17 protein-coding genes are annotated in these 20,551 nt (G+C 60.5%); 2 read left to right on the top strand and 15 right to left on the bottom strand.

What is annotated here, in order from left to right; genetic code table 11:
* Nucleotides 1-16: 16 nt before the first annotated feature.
* From AC1DVE_RS21425 to dksA, 14 genes are all read right to left on the bottom strand, one after another.
* Entirely contained in the window at nt 17-1,033 is a 1,017-nt protein-coding gene (locus AC1DVE_RS21425; protein ID WP_223454852.1) for a class I SAM-dependent rRNA methyltransferase, read from the bottom strand.
* Between the two features lie 209 nt (nt 1,034-1,242).
* Nucleotides 1,243-2,115, bottom strand: coding sequence for an oxygenase MpaB family protein (locus AC1DVE_RS21420; protein WP_223454854.1), 873 nt, complete (start codon nt 2,113-2,115; stop codon nt 1,243-1,245).
* 116 nt (nt 2,116-2,231) lie between these two features.
* On the bottom strand, nt 2,232-4,166 hold the full coding sequence (gene acs, locus AC1DVE_RS21415; protein WP_223532973.1) for an acetate--CoA ligase: 1,935 nt from the start codon (nt 4,164-4,166) through the stop codon (nt 2,232-2,234).
* A gap of 229 nt (nt 4,167-4,395) precedes the next feature.
* The gene (gene pgi, locus AC1DVE_RS21410; protein WP_223454858.1) at nt 4,396-6,060 is read right to left on the bottom strand and encodes a glucose-6-phosphate isomerase; all 1,665 of its coding nucleotides are present in this window, start codon (nt 6,058-6,060) and stop codon (nt 4,396-4,398) included.
* Nucleotides 6,061-6,284: 224 nt separating this feature from the next.
* Entirely contained in the window at nt 6,285-6,665 is a 381-nt protein-coding gene (gene panD / locus AC1DVE_RS21405; RefSeq protein ID WP_003228271.1) for an aspartate 1-decarboxylase, read from the bottom strand.
* A 249-nt stretch (nt 6,666-6,914) separates the two neighbouring features.
* Entirely contained in the window at nt 6,915-7,775 is an 861-nt protein-coding gene (gene panC, locus AC1DVE_RS21400; protein WP_223543120.1) for a pantoate--beta-alanine ligase, read from the bottom strand.
* Complete coding sequence (panB, locus tag AC1DVE_RS21395) at nt 7,772-8,572, bottom strand: 3-methyl-2-oxobutanoate hydroxymethyltransferase (RefSeq protein ID WP_095965623.1); 801 nt, start codon at nt 8,570-8,572, stop codon at nt 7,772-7,774. Before panB ends, panC begins: the two co-directional genes overlap by 4 nt.
* Nucleotides 8,573-8,940: 368 nt before the next feature.
* On the bottom strand, nt 8,941-9,426 hold the full coding sequence (gene folK, locus AC1DVE_RS21390) for a 2-amino-4-hydroxy-6-hydroxymethyldihydropteridine diphosphokinase (protein WP_223454862.1): 486 nt from the start codon (nt 9,424-9,426) through the stop codon (nt 8,941-8,943).
* A gap of 3 nt (nt 9,427-9,429) precedes the next feature.
* Nucleotides 9,430-10,830, bottom strand: a complete 1,401-nt coding sequence (locus AC1DVE_RS21385) for a polynucleotide adenylyltransferase PcnB (RefSeq protein ID WP_223454864.1) — start codon at nt 10,828-10,830, stop codon at nt 9,430-9,432.
* 736 nt (nt 10,831-11,566) lie between these two features.
* Nucleotides 11,567-13,006: a sigma-54-dependent transcriptional regulator gene (locus tag AC1DVE_RS21380; RefSeq protein WP_108216467.1), complete on the bottom strand. Its 1,440-nt coding sequence runs from the start codon at nt 13,004-13,006 to the stop codon at nt 11,567-11,569.
* 22 nt (nt 13,007-13,028) lie between these two features.
* Entirely contained in the window at nt 13,029-15,983 is a 2,955-nt protein-coding gene (locus AC1DVE_RS21375; protein WP_223454866.1) for a sensor histidine kinase, read from the bottom strand.
* On the bottom strand, nt 15,967-16,143 hold the full coding sequence (locus AC1DVE_RS21370) for a hypothetical protein (RefSeq protein ID WP_003176118.1): 177 nt from the start codon (nt 16,141-16,143) through the stop codon (nt 15,967-15,969). Before AC1DVE_RS21370 ends, AC1DVE_RS21375 begins: the two co-directional genes overlap by 17 nt.
* Nucleotides 16,144-16,221: 78 nt before the next feature.
* Nucleotides 16,222-17,112 (bottom strand): tRNA glutamyl-Q(34) synthetase GluQRS, encoded by an 891-nt coding sequence (gene gluQRS, locus AC1DVE_RS21365; protein ID WP_223454868.1) that lies wholly within the window; start codon nt 17,110-17,112, stop codon nt 16,222-16,224.
* A 77-nt stretch (nt 17,113-17,189) separates the two neighbouring features.
* Nucleotides 17,190-17,630 carry an RNA polymerase-binding protein DksA gene (dksA, locus tag AC1DVE_RS21360; RefSeq protein ID WP_007971100.1) on the bottom strand — a complete coding sequence of 147 codons (441 nt, stop codon included), beginning with the start codon at nt 17,628-17,630 and terminating at the stop codon, nt 17,190-17,192.
* A gap of 333 nt (nt 17,631-17,963) precedes the next feature.
* Between dksA and AC1DVE_RS21355 the strand changes: the two genes are divergently transcribed.
* Nucleotides 17,964-19,136: a pyridoxal phosphate-dependent aminotransferase gene (locus AC1DVE_RS21355; protein ID WP_223446836.1), complete on the top strand. Its 1,173-nt coding sequence runs from the start codon at nt 17,964-17,966 to the stop codon at nt 19,134-19,136.
* A complete protein-coding gene (gene sfsA, locus AC1DVE_RS21350; protein ID WP_223454870.1) occupies nt 19,136-19,849 on the top strand; it encodes a DNA/RNA nuclease SfsA in 714 nt (237 codons plus the stop codon). Before AC1DVE_RS21355 ends, sfsA begins: the two co-directional genes overlap by 1 nt.
* Here the strand turns inward: sfsA and AC1DVE_RS21345 are convergent.
* Complete coding sequence (locus AC1DVE_RS21345) at nt 19,846-20,163, bottom strand: Rieske (2Fe-2S) protein (RefSeq protein ID WP_223454871.1); 318 nt, start codon at nt 20,161-20,163, stop codon at nt 19,846-19,848. The two genes, sfsA and AC1DVE_RS21345, sit on opposite strands and share 4 nt — an antisense overlap.
* Nucleotides 20,164-20,551 lie beyond the last annotated feature (388 nt).

Raw genomic sequence — 20,551 nt, 5'->3', positions numbered from 1 at the left:
ATTTCTCCGACAGCGGTCAGAGCTGCAGAATCAGGGTTTTCAGCGGTGGTTGCTGATCCATCGACGGGAAGTCCGCGCCTGGCTTCATCACGCTCCACTCACGCACCGGCCGCCCGGCCTTCTCTGCGCAACGCAAAACCTGCTCGCGCCAGTCGTCCATGCTGACTTTCGCCAGGTTGTTGCAGCAGATCAGCACGCCGTTGTCGGCGGTGGTCAGCAGGGCCGGTTTGAGCAGACTCTGGTAGTCGCGCAGCAGGTCGACGGTGCCGAATGCACTCTTGGCCCAGGCCGGTGGATCGAGCAGTACCAGATCGTACTGGCGCTGTTCCAGGCGCTGATAGCTCGGCAGTTTTTGCCCGCGGCGCTGGCTGATTGGCAGGCCGGCCAGTTGGCGAATGGCCGGGAAGTAGTCGGACTGGATAAATTCCATGGTCGGCAACTGCGGGTTGAGTTGGCCGTTCTCCCGACCGACCGCCAGATTGCCTTCGGCGAAGTCCAGGTTGCACACCTCGCGCGCACCACCGGCGGCGGCACTGAGGCCGACGCCGCAGGTGTAGGCGAACAGGTTCAGTACGCTTTTGTTCTTGCTGTGATCCTTGACCCAGCCGCGGGTGTTGCGCAGGTCGAGGAACAGCAGCGGGTCTTGTCCGGCATGGCGACCCCGTACCCGATAGTTCAGGCCCCACTCGTGGCCGACCAGGTCTTGCAGGGCGGCTTCGTCGGCGCGGTAGACGATGTCTTCACGGTCGATGCGTGAGTTGCCACGGGAGCGGTCGTTGTAGACCAGCAGGGTGTCAAAACCCAGGTGTTGATTGATCGCTTCGTGCAGTTGCAGCAGCGTCTCGCGCTCCAGCGCCTGGTGGAAACTCTGCACCAGCAATTGCGGGCCGTAGCGGTCGATGGTCAGGCCCCCGGCGCCCTCCTGGCTGCCGTGGAACAGGCGATAGCAATCGGTACCTTGCTGGTGCAGTTCGGCGAGCAGGTCCTGGCGACGTTCGAGGGCGGCGCGCAGCGCCTGATTCAAGGAAGACATGCTGGGCGCCTTGCAGGAGGGAATTGGGCGCGGGAGTTTAACAGTTTGGAGCTGAGATGAGGGGCTTGCCTGTGGCGAGGGAGCTTGCTCCCGCTGGGCTGCGAAGCGGCCCCAAAATCCCGGTACATTTCGGTTTTTTTGCGAGCGCTACGCACTCGAGCGGGAGCAAGCTCCCTCGCCACAGAGTGATCACATTCAAGAGGTTGTGTTCAGGTCAGCAACCCCATCCGCCGCCTGGCCCGCTGCACCGACCCATTACGCACCGCCCAGCGCAGCATCGGCGCACTGCGATTGACGCTGGCGCGGATCAGCTTGCGTTGCAGCGGGTTCTGGCTGACACCGAGCATATCGCTGGCCCAGTCCGGCAGCAGATCGATCCCGGCCTGCATCATCAAACCGCCAAACGGCTTGGCCAGGCGACTGGGGGAGGGGGCGTTCAGCAATAGGCGCAGGACTTCGCGACTGCGTTCGTCACACAGCAACTGAGGGCGCATGCGCTCGAGGTAGTCGGCAATTTCCTGCCGAGAACGGGGCACATCCCGGGCCCCGAGGCGCTCGGCGACCAGGGCAATTTCAGCGTAGTAGCGATCCTGATCGATCAGCGACAGGTGCGGATTGCGATAGCGCAAATGCGCGGCGAGGAAGTTGCTGACTTCCGCCACGTGCACCCACGTCAGCAGTTCGGGATCGCTGGCGGCGTAGGCGCGTCCGTCCGGTGCCGTGCCGGTGATCTGCAAGTGGATGGTGCGGACTTTTTCGATTAGCCAGTCGGCATCCTGTCGAGAACCGAAGGTGGTGCCGGAGATGAACTGCCCGGTGCGACGCAAGCGACCGAGCATGTCTTCACGGAAATTCGAATGGTCCCAGACCCCGGCCAATGCCAGAGGATGCAGGGCTTGCAGCATCAGGGCACTGATGCCACCGATCAACATGCTGCTGAAATCGCCATGGACTTGCCAGCTCACCGAGTCCGGCCCGAACAGGCCGGGGTCGCCCTTGGGGTTTTCCAGGTCGAGTTTACCCAGGGACAAACCGGTCAGGCTCATGATCTGGGTTTCGATGCGGGTGCGGATGAATTCCATGGTTACTCTGTAGGGGCAGCCGGTCGACGCTCGATTGCTCGCAATGGACGTTAACGATAACGCGTTTTTCCTGAATATACGCGGCGCGTCGGAGTTCATCGCGAGCGAGCTCGCTCCTACTTCAAGCGCTTGTCGATCAGCCCTTGCACCACGTTCGGGTCAGCCAGGGTCGAAGTATCACCCAGGCTGTCCAGTTCGTTGCAGGCGATCTTGCGCAGAATGCGCCGCATGATCTTGCCTGAGCGGGTTTTCGGCAAGGCCGGTGCCCACTGGATCAAGTCCGGCTTGGCGAAACTGCCGATTTCCTGGCTGACCAGGGCCAGCAATTCTTTCTTCAGTTCATCGTTGGTTTCGACGCCGTTCATGGGCGTGACGAAGACATAGATGCCCTGGCCCTTGATGTCGTGGGGGTAACCGACCGCAGCGGCCTCGGCGATGCTTTCGTGCAGCACCAGGGCGCTTTCCACTTCGGCGGTGCCGATACGGTGGCCGGACACGTTGATCACATCGTCGATGCGCCCGGTGATCCAGTAATCGCCATCTTCATCGCGCCGCGCGCCGTCACCGGTGAAGTAGTAGCCGGGGTAGGGCTTGAAGTAGGTGTCGACCATGCGTTGCGGGTCGCGATAAACGCTGCGGATCTGCGCCGGCCAGCTGGACTTTATGGCCAGTACGCCGCTGCCGGCACCTTTGATTTCCCTGCCTTGCTCGTCGAGCAATACCGGTTGCACGCCGAACATCGGTTGTGTCGCACAACCCGGCTTGATCCGCTGGGCACTGACCAGCGGGCTGAGCATGATGCCGCCGGTTTCGGTCTGCCACCAGGTATCGACGATCGGGCAACGCTCCTCGCCGACCGCATGGAAGTACCACTCCCAGGCTTCCGGATTGATTGGCTCACCGACCGTGCCGAGTAGCCTGATGCTGGCGCGGGATGTTTGCTTCAACGGTTCCGGGCCTTCGCGCATCAGTGCGCGCAGGGCCGTCGGGGCGGTGTAGAAAATGTTCACTTTGTGCTTGTCGATCACCTGCCAGAAGCGCGAGGTACTCGGGTAGCTCGGCACGCCTTCGAAGATCAGCGTGGTCGCGCCATTGGCCAGCGGACCGTAGACGATATAGCTGTGGCCAGTGACCCAGCCGACGTCGGCGGTGCACCAGAAGACTTCGCCATCGCGGTAGTCCAGCACGTACTTGAAGGTCATCGCTGCTTGCAGCAGGTAGCCACCGGTGGTGTGCAGCACGCCTTTGGGTTTGCCGGTGCTGCCGGAGGTGTAGAGGATGAACAGCGGGGCTTCGGCGTCCATCGGCTCGGGCGGGCAATCGGCGCTGGCTTCGCGCAGGGCCTGCTGATACTTGATGTCCCGTCCTTCGACCCAGTTCACCTGCCCCTTGGTGCGCTCGACCACCAGCACGGTGCTCACGTCCGGGCAGCTTCGCAGCGCCTTGTCGACGTTCTGCTTGAGTGGCACGACCTTGCCGCCACGCACGCCTTCGTCCGCGGTAATCACGGTGCGGCAGTCGGCATCGAGAATACGGTCACGCAACGAGTCCGGGGAGAAGCCGCCGAACACCACCGAGTGCACCGCGCCGATGCGGGTACAGGCCAGCATGGCGTAGGCCGCCTCGGGAATCATCGGCAGGTAGATGCACACGCGGTCGCCTTTTTTCACGCCACGGCTTTTCAGCACGTTGGCCAGGCGGCAGACGTTTTCATGCAGTTTTTTGTAGGTGATCGATGTCGAGTCGGCAGGGTCGTCGCCTTCCCAGATGATGGCGACCTGATCGCTGCGTTTCTCCAGGTGCCGGTCGATGCAGTTGTAGCTGACGTTCAATTGCGCACCGGCAAACCAGCTGGCTTCACCGGTTTTCAGGTTGTAGCGCTGGACGGTTTCCCAGGGCGCACTCCAGTCGAGAAAACGCGTGGCCTGTTCGGCCCAGAAGGTGCTGGGGTGTTCGACGGATTCGCGGTACAGGCGCTGATAGTCGTCTTGACTCAATTGTGCGGCCCGGCGGACGGCATCGGCTTTGGGGAACATGCTGATATCGAACATGACGGTTCCTTATGCTTGTTTTGCGACAAAGATAAAGATGCGCCGAGTGGTCAATGGGTTCAATCCGTACACAAAACAACTGTGGGAGCGAGCCTACTCGCGAAAGCGGAGTGGCAGCCAATCCAATGCTGACTGATACACCGCCATCGCGAGCAGGCTCGCTCCCACAGGGGATTGTTTTTGCCCTCAGACTTTGGGGTTGATCCAAAGCCTGTGGGCAGGCTTCAAATCACCCGCGGTGACGACCACGGAAGTAATTGATCAGCCCTTGGGTCGAGGCGTCCTCGGCCGGGGTTTCTTCGCTGCCGACCAAGCGGTTGTAGACACCTTTGCCCAGCTCTTTGCCCAGCTCCACACCCCACTGGTCGAAGGCATTGATGCCCCAGATCACGCTTTGCACGAAGACTTTGTGTTCGTACATCGCCACCAGAGCGCCGAGGCGACGCGGGCTGATGCGTTCAACCACCAGGGTGTTGCTCGGACGGTTGCCCGGGATCACCTTGTGCGGCGCGAGCTTGTGCACCTCGGCTTCACTCATGCCTTTGTCGCGCAGCTCGGTTTCGGCCTCGCCAAGGGTCTTACCGAGCATCAGCGCCTGGCTCTGCGACAGGCAGTTGGCGTACAGCCACTGGTGGTGATCGGACACCGGGTTGAAGCTGACGATCGGCACGATGAAGTCGGCCGGGATCAGTTGGGTGCCCTGGTGCAGCAACTGGTGATAGGCGTGCTGACCGTTGCAGCCGACGCCGCCCCAGATCACCGGCCCAGTGTCGGTGGACACCGGCTTGCCGTCCTGGCGCACGCTCTTGCCGTTGGATTCCATGTCCAGTTGTTGCAGGTGCTTGGTGATGTTACGCAGGTAGTGATCGTACGGCAGGATCGCGTGGCTTTGTGCGCCCCAGAAGTTGCCATACCACACGCCGAGCAAGGCCAGCAGCACCGGCATGTTCTGTTCGAACGGTGCGCTCTGGAAGTGCTGGTCCATGGTGTAGGCACCGGACAGCAATTCCTTGAAGTTGGACATGCCGATGGCCAGTGCAATCGGCAAACCGATGGCCGACCACAGCGAGTAGCGCCCGCCAACCCAGTCCCACATCGGGAAGATGTTTTCTTCGCGGATGCCGAACGCTACCGCGGCGGCATTGTTGCTCGATACCGCGATGAAGTGGCGATACAACTCGGCTTCCGAACCACCCTGGGCCAGATACCAGGCACGGGCGGCTTGGGCGTTCTTCAGGGTTTCGAGGGTGTTGAAGGATTTCGACGAGACGATGAACAGGGTGGTCTCGGCGCGCAGCTTCATGGTCAGTTCGTGGAACTCGCTGCCGTCGATGTTCGCCAGGTAATGGCAACGCACGCCTTTCTGGGCGTAGGACAACAGCGCTTCGGACACCAGCTCAGGGCCGAGGAACGAGCCGCCGATGCCGATGTTCACCACGTCAGTGATCGGCTTCTCGGTGTAACCGCGCCACAGACCATCGTGGATACGGCCGACGAGGTCGGTGATCTGGTTCAGTACCTTGTGCACTTCGGGCATCACGTTGACGCCGTTGACCGACAGCTTGTCGCCAACCGGGCGACGCAGGGCCGTGTGCAGGGCCGGACGGCCTTCGGAAGAGTTGACGATTTCGCCGTCGAACAGCGACTTGATCGCGCCCTTGAGGTCGACTTCGTTGGCCAGACCCACCAGCAGGTTGCGGGTCTCGGCGTTGATCAGGTTTTTCGAATAGTCGAGAAACAGGCCGCAGCTGCTGAGGGTGAACTGAGTAAAACGCTGCGGATCGGCATTGAAGGCTTCGCGCATGCTGAAATCCTGCATGGCTTGGCGGTGGTCATTCAACGCTTGCCAGGCAGGCAGAGCGGTAACGTCGTGAGGAGTGCGGTAATACGCCATCGCTGCGGGTTTCCTTATTACTTGAACGGCCTTTTGAACACTAAAAGTCCCGGAGCGCTGCGGGTGGGCGTTCCGGTCAACTGCGTCGACACGATTTCATGGCGCAGGGCGGATACATTAAACCCCGCGCAATGATCTGTCTTGACTTTGTCTGACCTGTTTCCGGTACTTTTTTAACACCAAAGTTAGGAACGGTCCGACAAACGGAAGAGACAGGACTCGGATCAGGCGACCTGGACCGGAATGGCGTTGCTGGTGTGGCTCAATTCATTGCCCGGTGCCATGTAGAGCATGCGCGGCTTGAAGTTGAGCAGTTCGGCTTCGCTGTAATGAGCGTAAGCGCAGATGATCACGCGATCGCCAACCTTGGCCTTGTGCGCGGCGGCGCCGTTGACCGAGATCATGCGCGAACCTTCTTCGCCACGAATGGCGTAGGTGGTGAAGCGCTCGCCGTTGTCGACGTTGTAGATCTGGATCTGTTCGTACTCACGGATGCCGGACAGGTCCAGCCATTCACCGTCGATGGCGCAGGAGCCTTCGTAATCGAGTACTGCGTGGGTGACTTCGGCGCGATGCAGCTTGGCTTTGAGCATGATGGCGTGCATGAGTATTTCCCAGGTCGGAATCGAACGGCGGGCAGTTTGCCCGAAGGGTTTGTGGGCGGCAATACGAATGAAGCGAAGGGTTTGAAGTGTACTTTTGTGGCGAGGGGGCTTGCCCCCGTTCCAGTGCGTAGCACTGGCAAAATTTCGGAAACGCTCGAAAGTTTGGGGCCGCTTCGCAGCCCAACGGGGCGGTGCGGCGGTCCGACAAGCCCCCTCACCACAGACTCACTCCACAGAGTTCGAGAGTGTTTAGACGGGCGCGTCGAGGTTCAGGTGCAGGTTGTCGATCAACCGCGTTGTCCCCAGGAACGCCGCCACCAGAATCACCAGGTCACGATCCTGCGCCGTCGCCGGGCGCAAGGTCAGGGCATGGCGGATTTCCAGATAGTCAGGACGCAGGCCGGCTGTTTCGAGCTGTTTTATCTGCGTGCCGATCAGCGCCGGGTAGTCGCGTTCACCCTGCTTGATCGCCTCGCCGATCGCTTTCAGCGTGCGGTAGACCACCGGTGCCACAGCACGTTGCTCTTCGTTGAGGAAGCCGTTGCGCGATGACAGCGCCAGGCCATCGGCCGCGCGAACAGTGGGTTCACCGATGATCTGGATCGGCATGTTCAGGTCATGAACCAGCGCACGAATCACCGCCAGTTGCTGAAAGTCTTTCTCGCCGAAAATCGCCAGGTCCGGCTGGACCATGTTGAACAGCTTGCTGACCACCGTCGCCACGCCTTCGAAATGCCCCGGGCGGCTGGCGCCGCACAGGCCTTCGGACAATTGCGGGACACTGACGCGGGTCTGGCCGGCCATGCCGTCGGGATACATCTCTTCAACAGTGGGGGCAAACAGCAGATGGCAACCGGCCTGGAGCAGTTTTTCCTGGTCGGCGGCGAGGGTGCGCGGGTACTTGTCGAGGTCTTCGCCAGCACCGAATTGCAGCGGGTTGACGAAAACGCTCGCCACCACGAAGTCCGCCCGTTGCGAGGCTTTGGTCACCAGCGCCACGTGGCCGCTGTGCAGGTTGCCCATGGTTGGCACAAAGGCGATGCGCTTGCCTTCGCTACGGGCACGGGCCACGGCGGCCCGCAGTTCGCGTACGGTTTTTACGGTGTTCATGCAGAAAATCCGTGTTCGATCCCAGGGAAAGTTGCCGCTTTGACTTCAGTCACGTAGGCGTTCAATGCCGCTTCAATGCTGGTCTGGCCAGTCATGAAGTTTTTCACGAATTTTGGCACGCGGCCGGTAATGGACAGGCCCAGCATGTCGTGCAGAACCAGTACCTGGCCATCGGTGCGATTACCGGCGCCAATACCAATCACCGGAATCTTCACCGCCTGGGTGATTTCTTCCGCCAGTTCGCTCGGGACGCACTCGAGCAGCAGCATTGCCGCGCCAGCCTGTTCCAGGGCGATCGCGTCGGCACGCATCTGCCGCGCCTGGTTTTCATTGCGGCCCTGGACCTTGTAGCCGCCCAGGATGTTCACCGACTGCGGCGTCAGGCCCATGTGCGCGCAGACAGGGATGCCGCGCTCGGCCAGCAGGCGGATCGAATCGGCCAGCCACAACGCTCCTTCAACCTTGACCATATGCGCGCCGGCCTGCATCAACAGGGCGCTGTTGGTCATGGCTTGCTCGGTGGTGGCGTAGGCCATGAAAGGCAGGTCGGCGAGGATCAGGGCATCGCTGTTACCGCGTTTGACGGCGGCCACGTGATAAGCCATTTCTGCGGTGGTGACAGGCAAGGTGCTGTCGTGGCCCTGCAAAACCATGCCGAGGGAGTCGCCCACCAGCAGCACTTCGACGCCAGCCTGGTTGCAGGCATGGGCGAAGGTCGCGTCGTAGCAGGTCAGCATGGTGATCTTTTCACCTTTTTGCTTCAGACCTTGCAGGGTGGTCAGGGTGATGGCTGGCATGAAAAGTTCCTCATTCAGGCGCTGTGGAAACTACTGCGAGTAACGCGCGTGATTCTTCGTTGAATACAGGCGCACGCTCTTTCGTCGTGCTTTTAAGGCCTGGATTGCGCCCTTGAACGCCGTGTTGGCGGCAGCGGGACGCCTATAGTCGTGAGGAGAACGAGGGAAGTCAATTGCGTGTGTTACCGCATTGTTACGGGTGGGGTGTTACCGGGGTAACTGATGCGATTCAGCAGTCGAAGCTGCGACCAGTGTGGGAGCGGGCTTGCTCGCGAAGGGGGGCATCACATTCAACATTTTTGTTGATTGAAACACCGCTTTCGTCGGAACGCCGCCCGGAGCAAGCCCGCTCCCACAGGGGAACTTGGTCAATTCTGAGGGAGGCGTTCCAGGCCGACGAACGGGCATGCCTTGAGCAGTTCGGCCAAGGTCCGGCCATCGGCCAGGCGCAGATCCGCAGGTGCCAGTTCCGCCAGTGGATACAGCACGAAGGCCCTTTCCTGCATGTGGTAATGGGGAACCTTGAGGCGCGGTTCGTCGATCAGGCGATCACCGAACAGCAATATGTCGAGGTCCAGCGTGCGCGGCCCCCAGCGCTCAAGGCGCTCACGACCCTGGCCGTTTTCGATGGCCTGCAAGGCATCGAGCAAATCCAGCGGCGCCAGCGTGCTGTCGAGAGCGGCCACCGCATTGGTGTAGCGCGGTTGTCCGGGTAGCAGCGAGTCGCTTTGATAAAACGCAGAAACCCCGACCAGCGCCGTTTGCGGCAAATGCGCCAGCGCCTCGACGGCGCTGCGCAATTGGTCGGCGGGGGCAGCCAGATTGCTGCCCATGCCGATGTAGATGCGTTCCATGGATTACTCGCCCGTGGTGCTCGAAGCGCCGGCAGCGCGTTTGCGCTTGGAACCGCCGCTGCGGCGACGCTTGCGCGGGGCGCCGGTGCCTTCGTCCTTGCCGCTGAGGTCGCGAATCATGTCGCGACGCTCGCTTTCGTTGGCGTCCTGATAGTCCGTCCACCATTCGCCCAGGCCATCGGTCTGCTCGCCGGCGCTTTCGCGTAGCAGCAGGAAGTCGTAGCCGGCGCGGAAGCGCGGATTGTCCAGCAGCAGATCGGCACGCTTGCCGCTGCGGCGGGGCAGGCGCTCCTGCATGTCCCAGATCTCGCGGATCGGCATGGTGAAGCGTTTCGGAATCGCGATGCGCTGGCACTGTTCGGCAATCAGTTCGTGCGCAGCTTCCTGCATCGCCGGAATCGGCGGCATGCCACGCTCCTGCAGGCGCAGGACGCGGGCCGGCAGGGCAGGCCAGAGCAGGGCTGCAAACAGGAACGCCGGGGTGACCGGTTTGTTCTGCTTGATCCGCAGGTCGGTATTGATCAGGGCTTCGCTGATCAGGGTGTGGGTGTACGTCGGGTTGTATTCCAGTGCTTCGGCGCAGGCCGGGAACAGTGGGTCGAACAACTGCAGGTCGACCAGCATTTCAAACGTATCGGCGGCATGGCCGGAGAGGAACAGCTTGAGCACCTCTTCGAACAGGCGGGCCGACGGGATCTCGCGCAGCATCGGCGCCAGGCCGCGGATCGGCAGGGCGCTGTGTTTTTCGATGCCGAAGTTCAGCTTGGCGGCGAAACGCACGGCCCGCAGCATCCGTACCGGGTCTTCCTGGTAGCGTTGCGTCGGATCGCCGATCAGGCGGATCAGGTGGTTGCGGATGTCGTGTACGCCGTTGGCGTAGTCGAGGATGCGTTCGCTGACCGGATCGTAATACAAGGCATTGATGGTGAAGTCGCGACGTTGCGCGTCCTCTTCCAGGGTGCCATAGACGTTATCGCGCAAGATGCGCCCGCTTTCGTTGCGCGAAGACTGGTTGCTGTCTTCCTCGTCTTCGTTTTGCGGGTGATTGGCGCGGAAGGTCGCGACTTCGATGATTTCGCGGCCGAAGTGGATGTGCACCAGCTTGAACCGGCGCCCGATGATTCGCGCGTTACGGAATTCGGCCCGTACCTGTTCCGGTGTGGCGCTGGTGGCAACGTCGAAATCTTTCGGTGTGATACCCAGCAGCATGTCGCGCACGCAACCGCCAACCAGGTAAGCCTGATAACCGGCGTTCTGCAGGCGTTCAACGATATTCACCGCGTAGCGGCTGAATTGCGCCTTCTGCAGCGAGTGTTGGCCGCTGTTGAGCACTTCAGGCGTGCTGCGAATGTGTTGCGTAGGACGCTTGGGAGAACGGAATGACTGGAACAGCTTCTTCAGCATGGGATGCACTGTTTGAAGGAATATTCGGCCATAACAGAAGAATGACCGCATGATGGGCGGGGATTCTAGCATTTAGTCGGGGGATGGTGTAGGACACAGCAGATATGAGCTGTAGGCCGCAGGCTTCAAGGCCGGAACGAGCCGATTTGCGGGGATTTCCGAATCGCGAAAACCACAAGGGGAGCCGAAGCTCCCCAAGAAGTAGTTGCATGCTCTATTTTTATTTTTGGTTTCGGGCTTCTTGTTTTTGTTGAGTGCCCTCGCCATGAAGCTCTCCTTCATGACCCTCCCAATCGGGAGCCAAGAGCAAACGGATTGCTTTGGTCGCTGAATTGCTGTGATCTTTCGATCCAACCAGTACAGGCTCTGTCTTAAGACAGTTTTTTGTTGTTCTCGGCCTGGTCGTGGGGCAAGCCCCAAATACAACGCCTCTCCAAAAGAATCAGTTAGCTGCGCCTCTCGCCGTCTTGTTTTTATTGTGCGTGAGTCGATTCGTCTTATTTTTATTGTCTTGTGCATTGCTTGTTATTGTTCTTGTATCAAACATATAGCAGGGTGCGTGCCAACTTTTGCGAAACCCAATAAAACAAGGGGTTAGGTCGGTCGACAGGCATTTCGAGGGCGAAAAAAAGCCGGGGCTTCGTTACCGTAAGCCCCGGCTTCTGTTACGTGAAAAAGCTGAGGTAACAGTTTTTTCAGAAAGTCACGTGTTACCCGCACATGAGACAGGTACGGTTCAGCTTTCGCTGGCCACCCCGGTCTTGCGCCGTGGGATGCCCAGGCGCTGACGGCGCTCCCACAGGCATTTGCGGCTGACCCCGAGCTTGCGGGCCAACTCGGTTTCGGTCATGTGGTCCTGATGCTCGAGGACGAAATGCTGGAAGTAGTCCTCCAGGGAGAGGTCTTCGGTCGGTTCGTGGTTGCTGTTACTGGCGTTGCCGTTGCCCTGTTGGGGCGGCAGGCCAATGAACTCGTCGTCTTCCAGGTCGCCCAGTTCGATGTCGATGCCCAGTAGCTCGGCGGAGATTTCCGGGCTTTCGCACAGGATAACGGCGCGCTCGACGGCGTTTTCCAGTTCACGAACGTTGCCCGGCCAGGAGTAGTGGCGAATGGCTTGCTCGGCATCCGCGGCGAATTTCAGGTCGGTGCGGTTGATCCGCGCACTTTGCCGCGCCAGGAAGGCGTTGGCGATCTCGTTGACGTCCGCACCGCGTTCGCGCAGGGCTGGGAGCTTCAGCGCGATAACGTGGAGGCGGTAATACAAGTCTTCACGGAACTGGCCGATCTTCGCCAGGCTCTTGAGGTCGCGGTGAGTCGCAGCGATCAGGCGCACATCGACTTTTTGCGACTGCACCGAGCCCACGCGACGAATTTCGCCTTCCTGCAATACGCGCAGCAGGCGAGCCTGGGCTTCCAGTGGCAGTTCGCCGATTTCGTCGAGGAACAGGGTGCCGCCGTCCGCCGCTTCCACCAGGCCGGCGCGCCCGGCGCTGGCGCCGGTGAACGCGCCTTTTTCGTGGCCGAACAGTTCTGACTCGATCAGGCTTTCCGGAATGGCCGCGCAGTTCACCGAAATCATCGGCGCCTTGGCGCGTTTGGACAGGTTGTGCAGGGCGCGCGCCACCAGTTCTTTACCGGTACCCGATTCGCCCTGGATCAGAACGTTGGAGTCGGTCGGTGCCACTTTGCGGATCTTGCCGTAGAGGTCCTGCATCGGTGGGCACGAACCAATAATGCCGATTTCACCGTTGCTGTTGTCGGTACCGGATTTCGCCGCGCCGTTGGCGGCTTTGCCGGCAACGGCTTCACCGCCGGTTTGTACCGTTTGTCGGTCACGCAGGATTCGTGCGGCCGCTTGCAGCATTTCGTCATGGTCGAATGGTTTGGCAATGTAGTCCACTGCGCCCATTTTCATCGAGTCGACCGCCGAGCGCAGGCTGGCATAGCTGGTCATGATCAGCACCGGCGTGCCCTGGGCAAGCTTGATCAACTCCGTGCCGGGCGCGCCCGGCAGGCGCAGGTCACTGATGATCAGGTCGAACGAGGGAATGGTGAAGCGTTCTTGTGCTTCCTGCACTGATCCGGCTTCGCTGACCTGGTACTGGTTACGTTCCAGCAGGCGGCGCAAGGCGGAGCGGATAATGGTTTCGTCTTCGACGATCAAAATGTGCGGCATTGATTCGATACTCTCGACGGTCTCAGTTCACAGCGGACGTCGCTTCGACATGACGCGGCAAGGTAACCCTGATTCGGGTGCCGCGTTGGCTTTGAACATCAGCCGGGCTGTCGATGGTGATTTGTCCATAATGCTCTTCAACGATGGAATAGACCAGTGCAAGGCCCAGACCGGTGCCTTCGCCAGGGTCCTTGGTGGTGAAGAAAGGTTCGAACAATCGGTCCATGATGCTCGACGGAATACCGCTGCCTTCGTCTTCCACGATCAGATCGACCGTGTGTTCGCCGGCTTCGCTCTTGACCCGTACCGCACTGCCGGGAGGCGAGGCGTCACGGGCGTTTGAAAGCAGGTTGATCAATACCTGGGCCAGCCGTTGCGGGTCGCCTTCGACCCAGTGTTCGGGGTCGCACAGGTTGTAGAACTGCACTTCGAAATTGCGTCGGTTCAGGGCCAGCAGGCCGATGGCATCCTGAGCCACTTCGGCCAGACAGACGGGCTCGTCGCTGTGCTGATGGCTGCCGGCATGGGCAAAGCTCATCAGTGACTGGACGATGCGCGACACGCGTTTGGTCTGCTCGAGGATCTGGCCGCTGATTTCCTTCAGCTCGCCGTCTTCTTCACGTTCTTCGCGCAGGTTCTGCGCCAGACACGCGATACCGGTGATCGGGTTGCCGATTTCATGGGCTACGCCGGCCGCCAGTCGACCGATGCTGGCCAGACGCTCGGAGTGCACCAGTTTGTCCTCGAGCATCTGGGTTTCGGTCAAGTCTTCCACCAGCAACACCAGGCCACTGTTGCCCGGCGCGAGGGGTTCGTCGATCGCCGCTTTGTGCAGGTTCAGCCAGCGTGTCTGGCCGTCGAGGGCCAGGTGCTGTTTGTGCAAGTGTTCGTCCGGCAGATTGATGAAGCCTTGCAGCAGTTCTTTCCATGGGTCGGCAATGGTGCTCAGGCGCGAACCGACCACGCGCTGCGCGGCGATGCCGGTGAGTTCCTCCATGGCCTTGTTCCACATGAGGATTTCCTGATCCTTGGCCAGCGAGCAAACGCCCATCGGCAATTCCTGCAGGGTCTGGCGGTGATAGCGGCGCAAGGCATCGAGTTCGGCGGCCAGGCCGGTCAGGCGCGAGTGGTAATCCTCGAGGCGGCTTTCGATGAAGTGAATGTCTTCGGTGACGTAGTTTTCGCCGCCGGCCTTGTACGGCAGGAACGTCTCGACCATGTCCTGGGCCACGCTTGGGCCCATCAGGCCAGAGAGGTTGGCCTCGATGCGGTCACGCAAGCGGCGCAGGGCATAGGGTCGGCGTTCGTCGAAAGGCAGATAGAGGTCGCGCAGTGCCTGTTCAACTTCTTTCTGCGCCGCTTTTGCACCCAGTGGCTTGGCCAGTTGCGTGGCGAACTCCTGGGGCGAGGCGGCGTGCAGTTCCCGGCGTTGCGGACGGCGCACGTTGTCCACGGCGCAGGCTTCGGCGGCGCTCGCCTCTTCGGTGCTGGCGTTGGTGAACAGCGAGATCAGGGTGAACATCAGCACGTTGGCCGCCAGCGAGGCAATCGCCGCCATGTGCCAACTGGTGTCGTCCAGCACGTAGATCATGTTCAGCAGCGGAATGTAGAAGCCCTGCAGATTGCCGACCAGTGGTAACAGCATGGTCACCAGCCACACCAGGATCCCCGCCAGCAAGCCGGCGATGAAGCCGCGACGGTTGGCGGTCGGCCAATACAGGACCGAGAGCACGCCCGGCAGGAACTGCAACGTGGCGACGAAAGCGACAATGCCGAGGTTGGCCAGGTCCTGCTCGGCACCGAGCATCAGGTAGAAGCCGTAGCCGGCCATGATGATCGCGACGATCAGCGCCCGGCGGGTCCACTTCAGCCAGCGGTAGATGTTGCCTTCGGCCGGTGGTTGATACAGCGGCAGCACCAGGTGGTTCAAGGCCATCCCGGACAGCGCCAGCGTGGTGACGATGATCAGGCCACTGGCGGCGGACAGCCCGCCGACATAGGCCAGCAACGCCAAAGCCTTGTTGTTGGCGGCGATGCCGATGCCCAGGGTGAAGTATTCCGGATTGGTGGTGGCGCCCAGTTTCAGGCCGGCCCAGAGAATCAGCGGCACCGCCAGGCTCATCAGCAACAGGAACAGCGGCAGGCCCCAGCTCGCACTGACCAGCGAGCGCGGGTTGAGGTTCTCGGTAAAGGTCATGTGATACATGTGCGGCATCACGATCGCCGAGGCGAAGAACACCAGCAACAGCGTACGCCACGGGCCTTCCTGCAAAGGCGTGTGCAGGGCGGCGAGCGCGGTCTGGTTTTGCAGCAGCCACAGCTCAAGCTGTTGCGGGCCGTCGAACACACCGTAAAGCGCATACAGCCCGACACCGCCGAGGGCGATCAGCTTGATCACCGACTCGAAGGCAATCGCGAACACCAGGCCTTCATGCTTTTCGCGGGTGGCGATGTGGCGGGAGCCGAAGAAAATCGTGAACAGCGTAATCAGTGCGCAGAAGCTCAGGGCCACGCGATGCTGTACCGGCTCGCGGGTGAGGATACCGATGGAGTCGGCGACCGCCTGAATCTGCAAGGCCAACAACGGCAATACGCCAACCAGCATGAAAATCGTGGTCAGCGCACCGGCCCAGGTGCTGCGGAAGCGGAAGGCAAACAGGTCCGCCAACGACGACAGTTGATAAGTGCGGGTGATCTTCAGGATCGGATAGAGCAGCACCGGCGCCAGCAGAAATGCCCCGGAAACGCCCAGGTAGCTGGACAGAAAACCATAGCCGTATTGATAGGCCAGGCCCACGGTGCCGTAAAACGCCCAGGCACTGGCGTAGACGCCCAGTGACAGGGTGTAAGTCAGCGGGTGGCGAATGATCGCCCGGGGGATCATGCCCCGTTCACTGATCCAAGCCACACCGAACAGCACCGCCAGGTACGCGGCGCTGATCAGGATCATCTGGGTCAGGCTAAAGCTCATCGGCATCTTTTTGGCTCTGCAGGATGAAGGTCACGACGATCAGAATCAGCCAGAGCAAATATGGGCGATACCAGGCGCCAGTGGCGTCGATCCACCAATCCATGATGGCCGGGGAAAACAGGTAAATCCCCACTACCAAAAGCAGGACCAAGCGATAGATGTACATCCCGGCCTCTCTTTTTTTATGCGCGTGCCCGAAAACGTGCGGCGATGGTAACGGATGGGCGCGCCACTGCAAGTGCGATCACAATAGCTGTGCCTCGGGCAGGCTCAGTGTGCGCGGGATCAACGAGGCATCCCAGTGGGCAATGCCCCAATTCAGCACTTCCCGTGGCGTGGCGTACGTCAGTTCGGCTCCAGGGTTCTGTCCCAGCGCCCGTAGCGCCCGCAGCAGCAGGGGCGTTGCCTGATCCTCGGTCAACGGCGGCGAACGGTAGGATTTACCGAGTTTGTTGCCATCCGGCTGGGTAATCAGCGGGATATGCAGATAACGCGGTTGAGGCAGGCCGAGCAGTTCTTGCAGGTAAAGCTGGCGGGGCGTGGAATCCAGCAGGTCGGCACCCCGAACGATATCGGTGATGCCCTGCCAGGCATCGTCCAGGACCACGGCCAATTGATAGGCGTAGAGCCCGTCGCGGCGGCGGATCACGAAGTCGCCGACTTCCCGACCCAGATGTTGGCGGTATTGGCCCTGCACCCGGTCGATGAAGTGGTATTCCAGTTCCGGTACGCGCAGGCGGATGGCCGCATCGTCAGTGCCATGGCCGGCATTGCGGCACAGCCCCGGATAAATCCCGTGATACGGTTCCAGCTGTTTGCGCGAGCAGGTGCAGGCGTAGGCCAGGCCGTGATTGAACAGGCGATTGAGCACCTCGGCGTAGGCATCGTGCCGCTCGCTTTGGCGAACCAGGTCGCCATCCCACTCGAAGCCATAGCTTTCCAGTGCCTTGAGAATGGCCGCCTGGGCGCCGGGTTCCTCGCGGGGCGGATCAAGGTCTTCCATGCGCATCAGCCAGCGTCCGCCCACCGAGCGCGCGTCAAGGTAGGAGGCCAGTGCGGCGACCAGCGAGCCGAAATGCAGATGGCCGCTAGGGGTGGGGGCGAAGCGCCCGATGTAGGGGGTGTTGGCGGTCATGAATGCATTTAAAGCCAAAAAAACATCAGAAACAAAAACGGAGCGTTCGCACGCTCCGTTCTTCGTTCAAGTCGCAATTATTTGCCGACTTGCTTTTCCTTGATTTCTGCCAGGGTCTTGCAGTCGATGCACAGGTCGGCGGTAGGACGCGCTTCGAGGCGCTTGACGCCAATTTCGATGCCGCAGGATTCACACCAGCCGTACTCTTCGTCTTCGATCAGTTGAAGTGTCTTGTCGATCTTCTTGATCAACTTGCGTTCACGATCGCGGGCACGCAGTTCGAGGGCGAATTCCTCTTCCTGGCTGGCACGGTCTGCCGGATCAGGAAAGTTGGCCGCTTCGTCCTTCATGTGGTCCACGGTCTTGTCGACACCTTCCATCAGCTCTTTCTTCCACTGATTCAGGACCTTGGTGAAGTGCTTGCGCATGGGCTCGCCCATGTACTCTTCGCCGGCTTTCTGAACATAGGGCTCGAAGCCGCTGATCGCCTGGTTTTGCTGCTTTGCTTGGGTGGACATGAAATAGACCGCCTCTACTCTTGTAATCCATCTGCGCAGGATTGCTCCATCACCGGCACCTGCCGGCCCTGCGGCTGCAAGCGGGCGAACTTACCAGATCAACTCGGGCCGCGCTACTCCCGGATGTCGAGCTCGCGGCACATGGTGCTTGCAAATGATGACAAACCGTTGTCTGGTGGCTCTGGAGCCCTGCTCAATTATTGATTTTAGTCAAACCTTGCGCGCACGCTTGAGTCGTTTGTGATCGGGGTTACAAGGCCTCTGACCGCTTTAGGTTCTCGCTCGTTCCTGCGCTTGGGTAGAATCGGTTTTTTTTCCGTTGAAGGAAGGCTAATGGCTCAGCCCTACAGTGCCCGCAGTCGCGCGATCGAACCTTTTCATGTCATGGCGCTGTTGGCGCGGGCCAATGAATTGCAGGCGGCCGGCCACGATGTGATTCACCTGGAAATCGGCGAGCCGGACTTCACCACCGCCGAACCGATCATCCAGGCCGGTCAGGCTGCGCTGACAGCGGGGAAAACCCGTTACACCGCCGCGCGCGGCATTCCGGAGCTGCGTGAGGCCATTTCGGGCTTTTATCAGCAGCGTTATGGTTTGAACATCGACCCGCGGCGCATCCTCATCACGCCTGGCGGCTCCGGCGCGTTGCTGCTGGCCAGCGCTTTGTTGGTCGACCCCGGTAAACACTGGCTGCTGGCGGACCCGGGCTACCCGTGTAACCGGCACTTCCTAAGGCTGGTGGAAGGCGCGGCACAACTGGTGCCGGTCGGTCCGGATGTGCGTTATCAATTGACGCCGGGTCTGATCGAGCGTCATTGGGACCACGACAGCGTCGGCGCATTGGTGGCGTCGCCAGCCAATCCCACCGGCACGATCCTGACCCGCGACGAGCTGGCGAAGCTGTCTGTCGCGATCAAGGAGCGCCACGGTCATCTGGTGGTCGACGAGATTTATCACGGCCTGACCTACGGCACCGATGCGGCCAGCGTGCTGGAAGTCGACGACAGTGCATTCGTTCTGAACAGTTTTTCGAAGTATTTCGGGATGACCGGTTGGCGGCTCGGATGGCTGGTGGCCCCCGACGCAGCCGTCGGTGAGCTGGAAAAGCTCGCCCAGAATCTCTACATCAGTGCTCCAAGCATGGCACAGCACGCTGCACTGGCCTGTTTCGAGCCGGCAACCATCAGCATTCTCGAAGAGCGTCGCGCCGAATTTGGCCGGCGTCGGGATTACCTGCTGCCGGCCTTGCGTGAATTGGGCTTCGGCATTGCCGTGGAGCCGGAAGGGGCGTTCTACTTGTACGCCGATATCAGCAAGTTCGGCGGCGATGCCTTCGCGTTCTGTAAGCATTTTCTCGAAACCGAACATGTGGCATTCACCCCGGGGCTGGATTTCGGGCGTTATCAGGCCGGGCATCATGTGCGGTTCGCCTATACGCAAAATCTCGAGCGTTTGCAGGAGGCGGTCGAGCGCATTGCCCGTGGGTTGCGGAGCTGGCAAGGCTGATGCGTTTTCATCCTCCCCTCGAAGAAGGGCGCCTGATCCGACGTTACAAGCGTTTTCTCGCCGATATCGAAACCGTTGGCGGCGAATTGCTGACCATCCACTGCCCGAACACAGGCTCGATGCTCAATTGTCAGGTCGAAGGCGGGCAGGTCTGGTTCAGTCGCTCCAACGACCCGAAACGCAAGTTGCCCGGCACCTGGGAGATCGGTGAAACCCCGCAAGGGCGGCTGTTTTGCGTGAACACCGCCCGGGCCAATGGTTTGATCGAAGAGGCGTTGCTGGCGGGCGTCATCTCCGAACTGAACGGTTTTACCGGGCTCAAGCGCGAAGTAGCTTATGGTCAGGAAAACAGTCGTATCGATTTCCGCCTTGATTATCCCGACGGGCCGGCCTACGTCGAAGTCAAAAGCGTGACCTTGGGCTTCGACGGTACGGCGGTGGCGGCGTTTCCCGATGCAGTCACCCAACGTGGCGCCAAGCATCTGCGGGAGCTGGCGCACTTGGCCAGGGACGGTATTCGCGCGGTGCAGTTGTACTGTGTTTGCCTGGCCGACATCGAGGCCGTGCGCCCGGCGCAGGAAATCGATCCGGCTTATGCGCAGGCCTTGCGTGAGGCTATCGCCTGCGGGGTCGAGGTATTGGCTTACGGTGTGCGGTTGAACCACGAAGAAATGCTGGTCGACCGGCGTCTGGACGTGTTGCCGGGTGGCTAAAGGCTGATCCAGATCCCTTGTTCATCCTCGCGGCAGGCCACGCTGGTCAAGGCTTGCCCCGCGCAAGGGCCGGCGACGCATTCGCCGTCTTCGATCAGGAACAGTGCGCCATGGGTGGCGCACTCGATCAGGCTGTTGCTGGGGTCGAGAAACTGGTCGGGATGCCACTCCAGGGCAACGCCCCGGTGCGGGCAGCGATTGATGTAGACATAAACCTGCCCGCTACGGCGCACCGCAAAAAACTTTTGGCCATCGATGTCGAACCCGCGGCTGCTGTCATTGACCAGCTCGGCACCTGCGCAAAGCAACTTCATGTCTATCCTCGGTCCCGCGGCTTGCAATTATCAATTGGCCGTCTTGCCCGCCGGGGGACAAGTGCCTGGCGTCGAGGATACTTGGCCTGATCATTCGATGCCCGGGAAACCTTCAAAGAAAGCTGTTTATGCGCCTGACCACCCGCGTCAGCGTGATCTGCATGGAGCATCCATCGCCGCATCCTGCCAGTACTTTTCCAAAGGCAAAAAAAGACCCGGCAAGAGCCGGGTCAAATAACCGTGATTAGCCTGATGAGGAGATAATCCGAGAGTCCGAACCAAGGGCTTTTCAGAATATCGACCAGTCTCGCGACCAGTTGTGATAATCATATCGATTCTCATTACCAAGTCAACCGCTGTTTTTTTGATTTCTTTGCGATTCGCTGGA

The organism is Pseudomonas sp. P4_B4, assembly GCF_056402255.1.
This window is presented reverse-complemented; position numbering and strand designations above follow the sequence as displayed.

Coding starts and splice junctions, on each gene's coding strand:
- AC1DVE_RS21425 (WP_223454852.1), bottom strand. CDS start 1,033: ATGTCTTCCTTGAATCAGGCGCTGCGCGCCGCCCTCGAACGTCGCCAG.
- AC1DVE_RS21420 (WP_223454854.1), bottom strand. CDS start 2,115: ATGGAATTCATCCGCACCCGCATCGAAACCCAGATCATGAGCCTGACC.
- acs (WP_223532973.1), bottom strand. CDS start 4,166: ATGTTCGATATCAGCATGTTCCCCAAAGCCGATGCCGTCCGCCGGGCC.
- pgi (WP_223454858.1), bottom strand. CDS start 6,060: ATGGCGTATTACCGCACTCCTCACGACGTTACCGCTCTGCCTGCCTGG.
- panD (WP_003228271.1), bottom strand. CDS start 6,665: ATGCACGCCATCATGCTCAAAGCCAAGCTGCATCGCGCCGAAGTCACC.
- panC (WP_223543120.1), bottom strand. CDS start 7,775: ATGAACACCGTAAAAACCGTACGCGAACTGCGGGCCGCCGTGGCCCGT.
- panB (WP_095965623.1), bottom strand. CDS start 8,572: ATGCCAGCCATCACCCTGACCACCCTGCAAGGTCTGAAGCAAAAAGGT.
- folK (WP_223454862.1), bottom strand. CDS start 9,426: ATGGAACGCATCTACATCGGCATGGGCAGCAATCTGGCTGCCCCCGCC.
- AC1DVE_RS21385 (WP_223454864.1), bottom strand. CDS start 10,830: ATGCTGAAGAAGCTGTTCCAGTCATTCCGTTCTCCCAAGCGTCCTACG.
- AC1DVE_RS21380 (WP_108216467.1), bottom strand. CDS start 13,006: ATGCCGCACATTTTGATCGTCGAAGACGAAACCATTATCCGCTCCGCC.
- AC1DVE_RS21375 (WP_223454866.1), bottom strand. CDS start 15,983: ATGCCGATGAGCTTTAGCCTGACCCAGATGATCCTGATCAGCGCCGCG.
- AC1DVE_RS21370 (WP_003176118.1), bottom strand. CDS start 16,143: ATGTACATCTATCGCTTGGTCCTGCTTTTGGTAGTGGGGATTTACCTG.
- gluQRS (WP_223454868.1), bottom strand. CDS start 17,112: ATGACCGCCAACACCCCCTACATCGGGCGCTTCGCCCCCACCCCTAGC.
- dksA (WP_007971100.1), bottom strand. CDS start 17,630: ATGTCCACCCAAGCAAAGCAGCAAAACCAGGCGATCAGCGGCTTCGAG.
- AC1DVE_RS21355 (WP_223446836.1), top strand. CDS start 17,964: ATGGCTCAGCCCTACAGTGCCCGCAGTCGCGCGATCGAACCTTTTCAT.
- sfsA (WP_223454870.1), top strand. CDS start 19,136: ATGCGTTTTCATCCTCCCCTCGAAGAAGGGCGCCTGATCCGACGTTAC.
- AC1DVE_RS21345 (WP_223454871.1), bottom strand. CDS start 20,163: ATGAAGTTGCTTTGCGCAGGTGCCGAGCTGGTCAATGACAGCAGCCGC.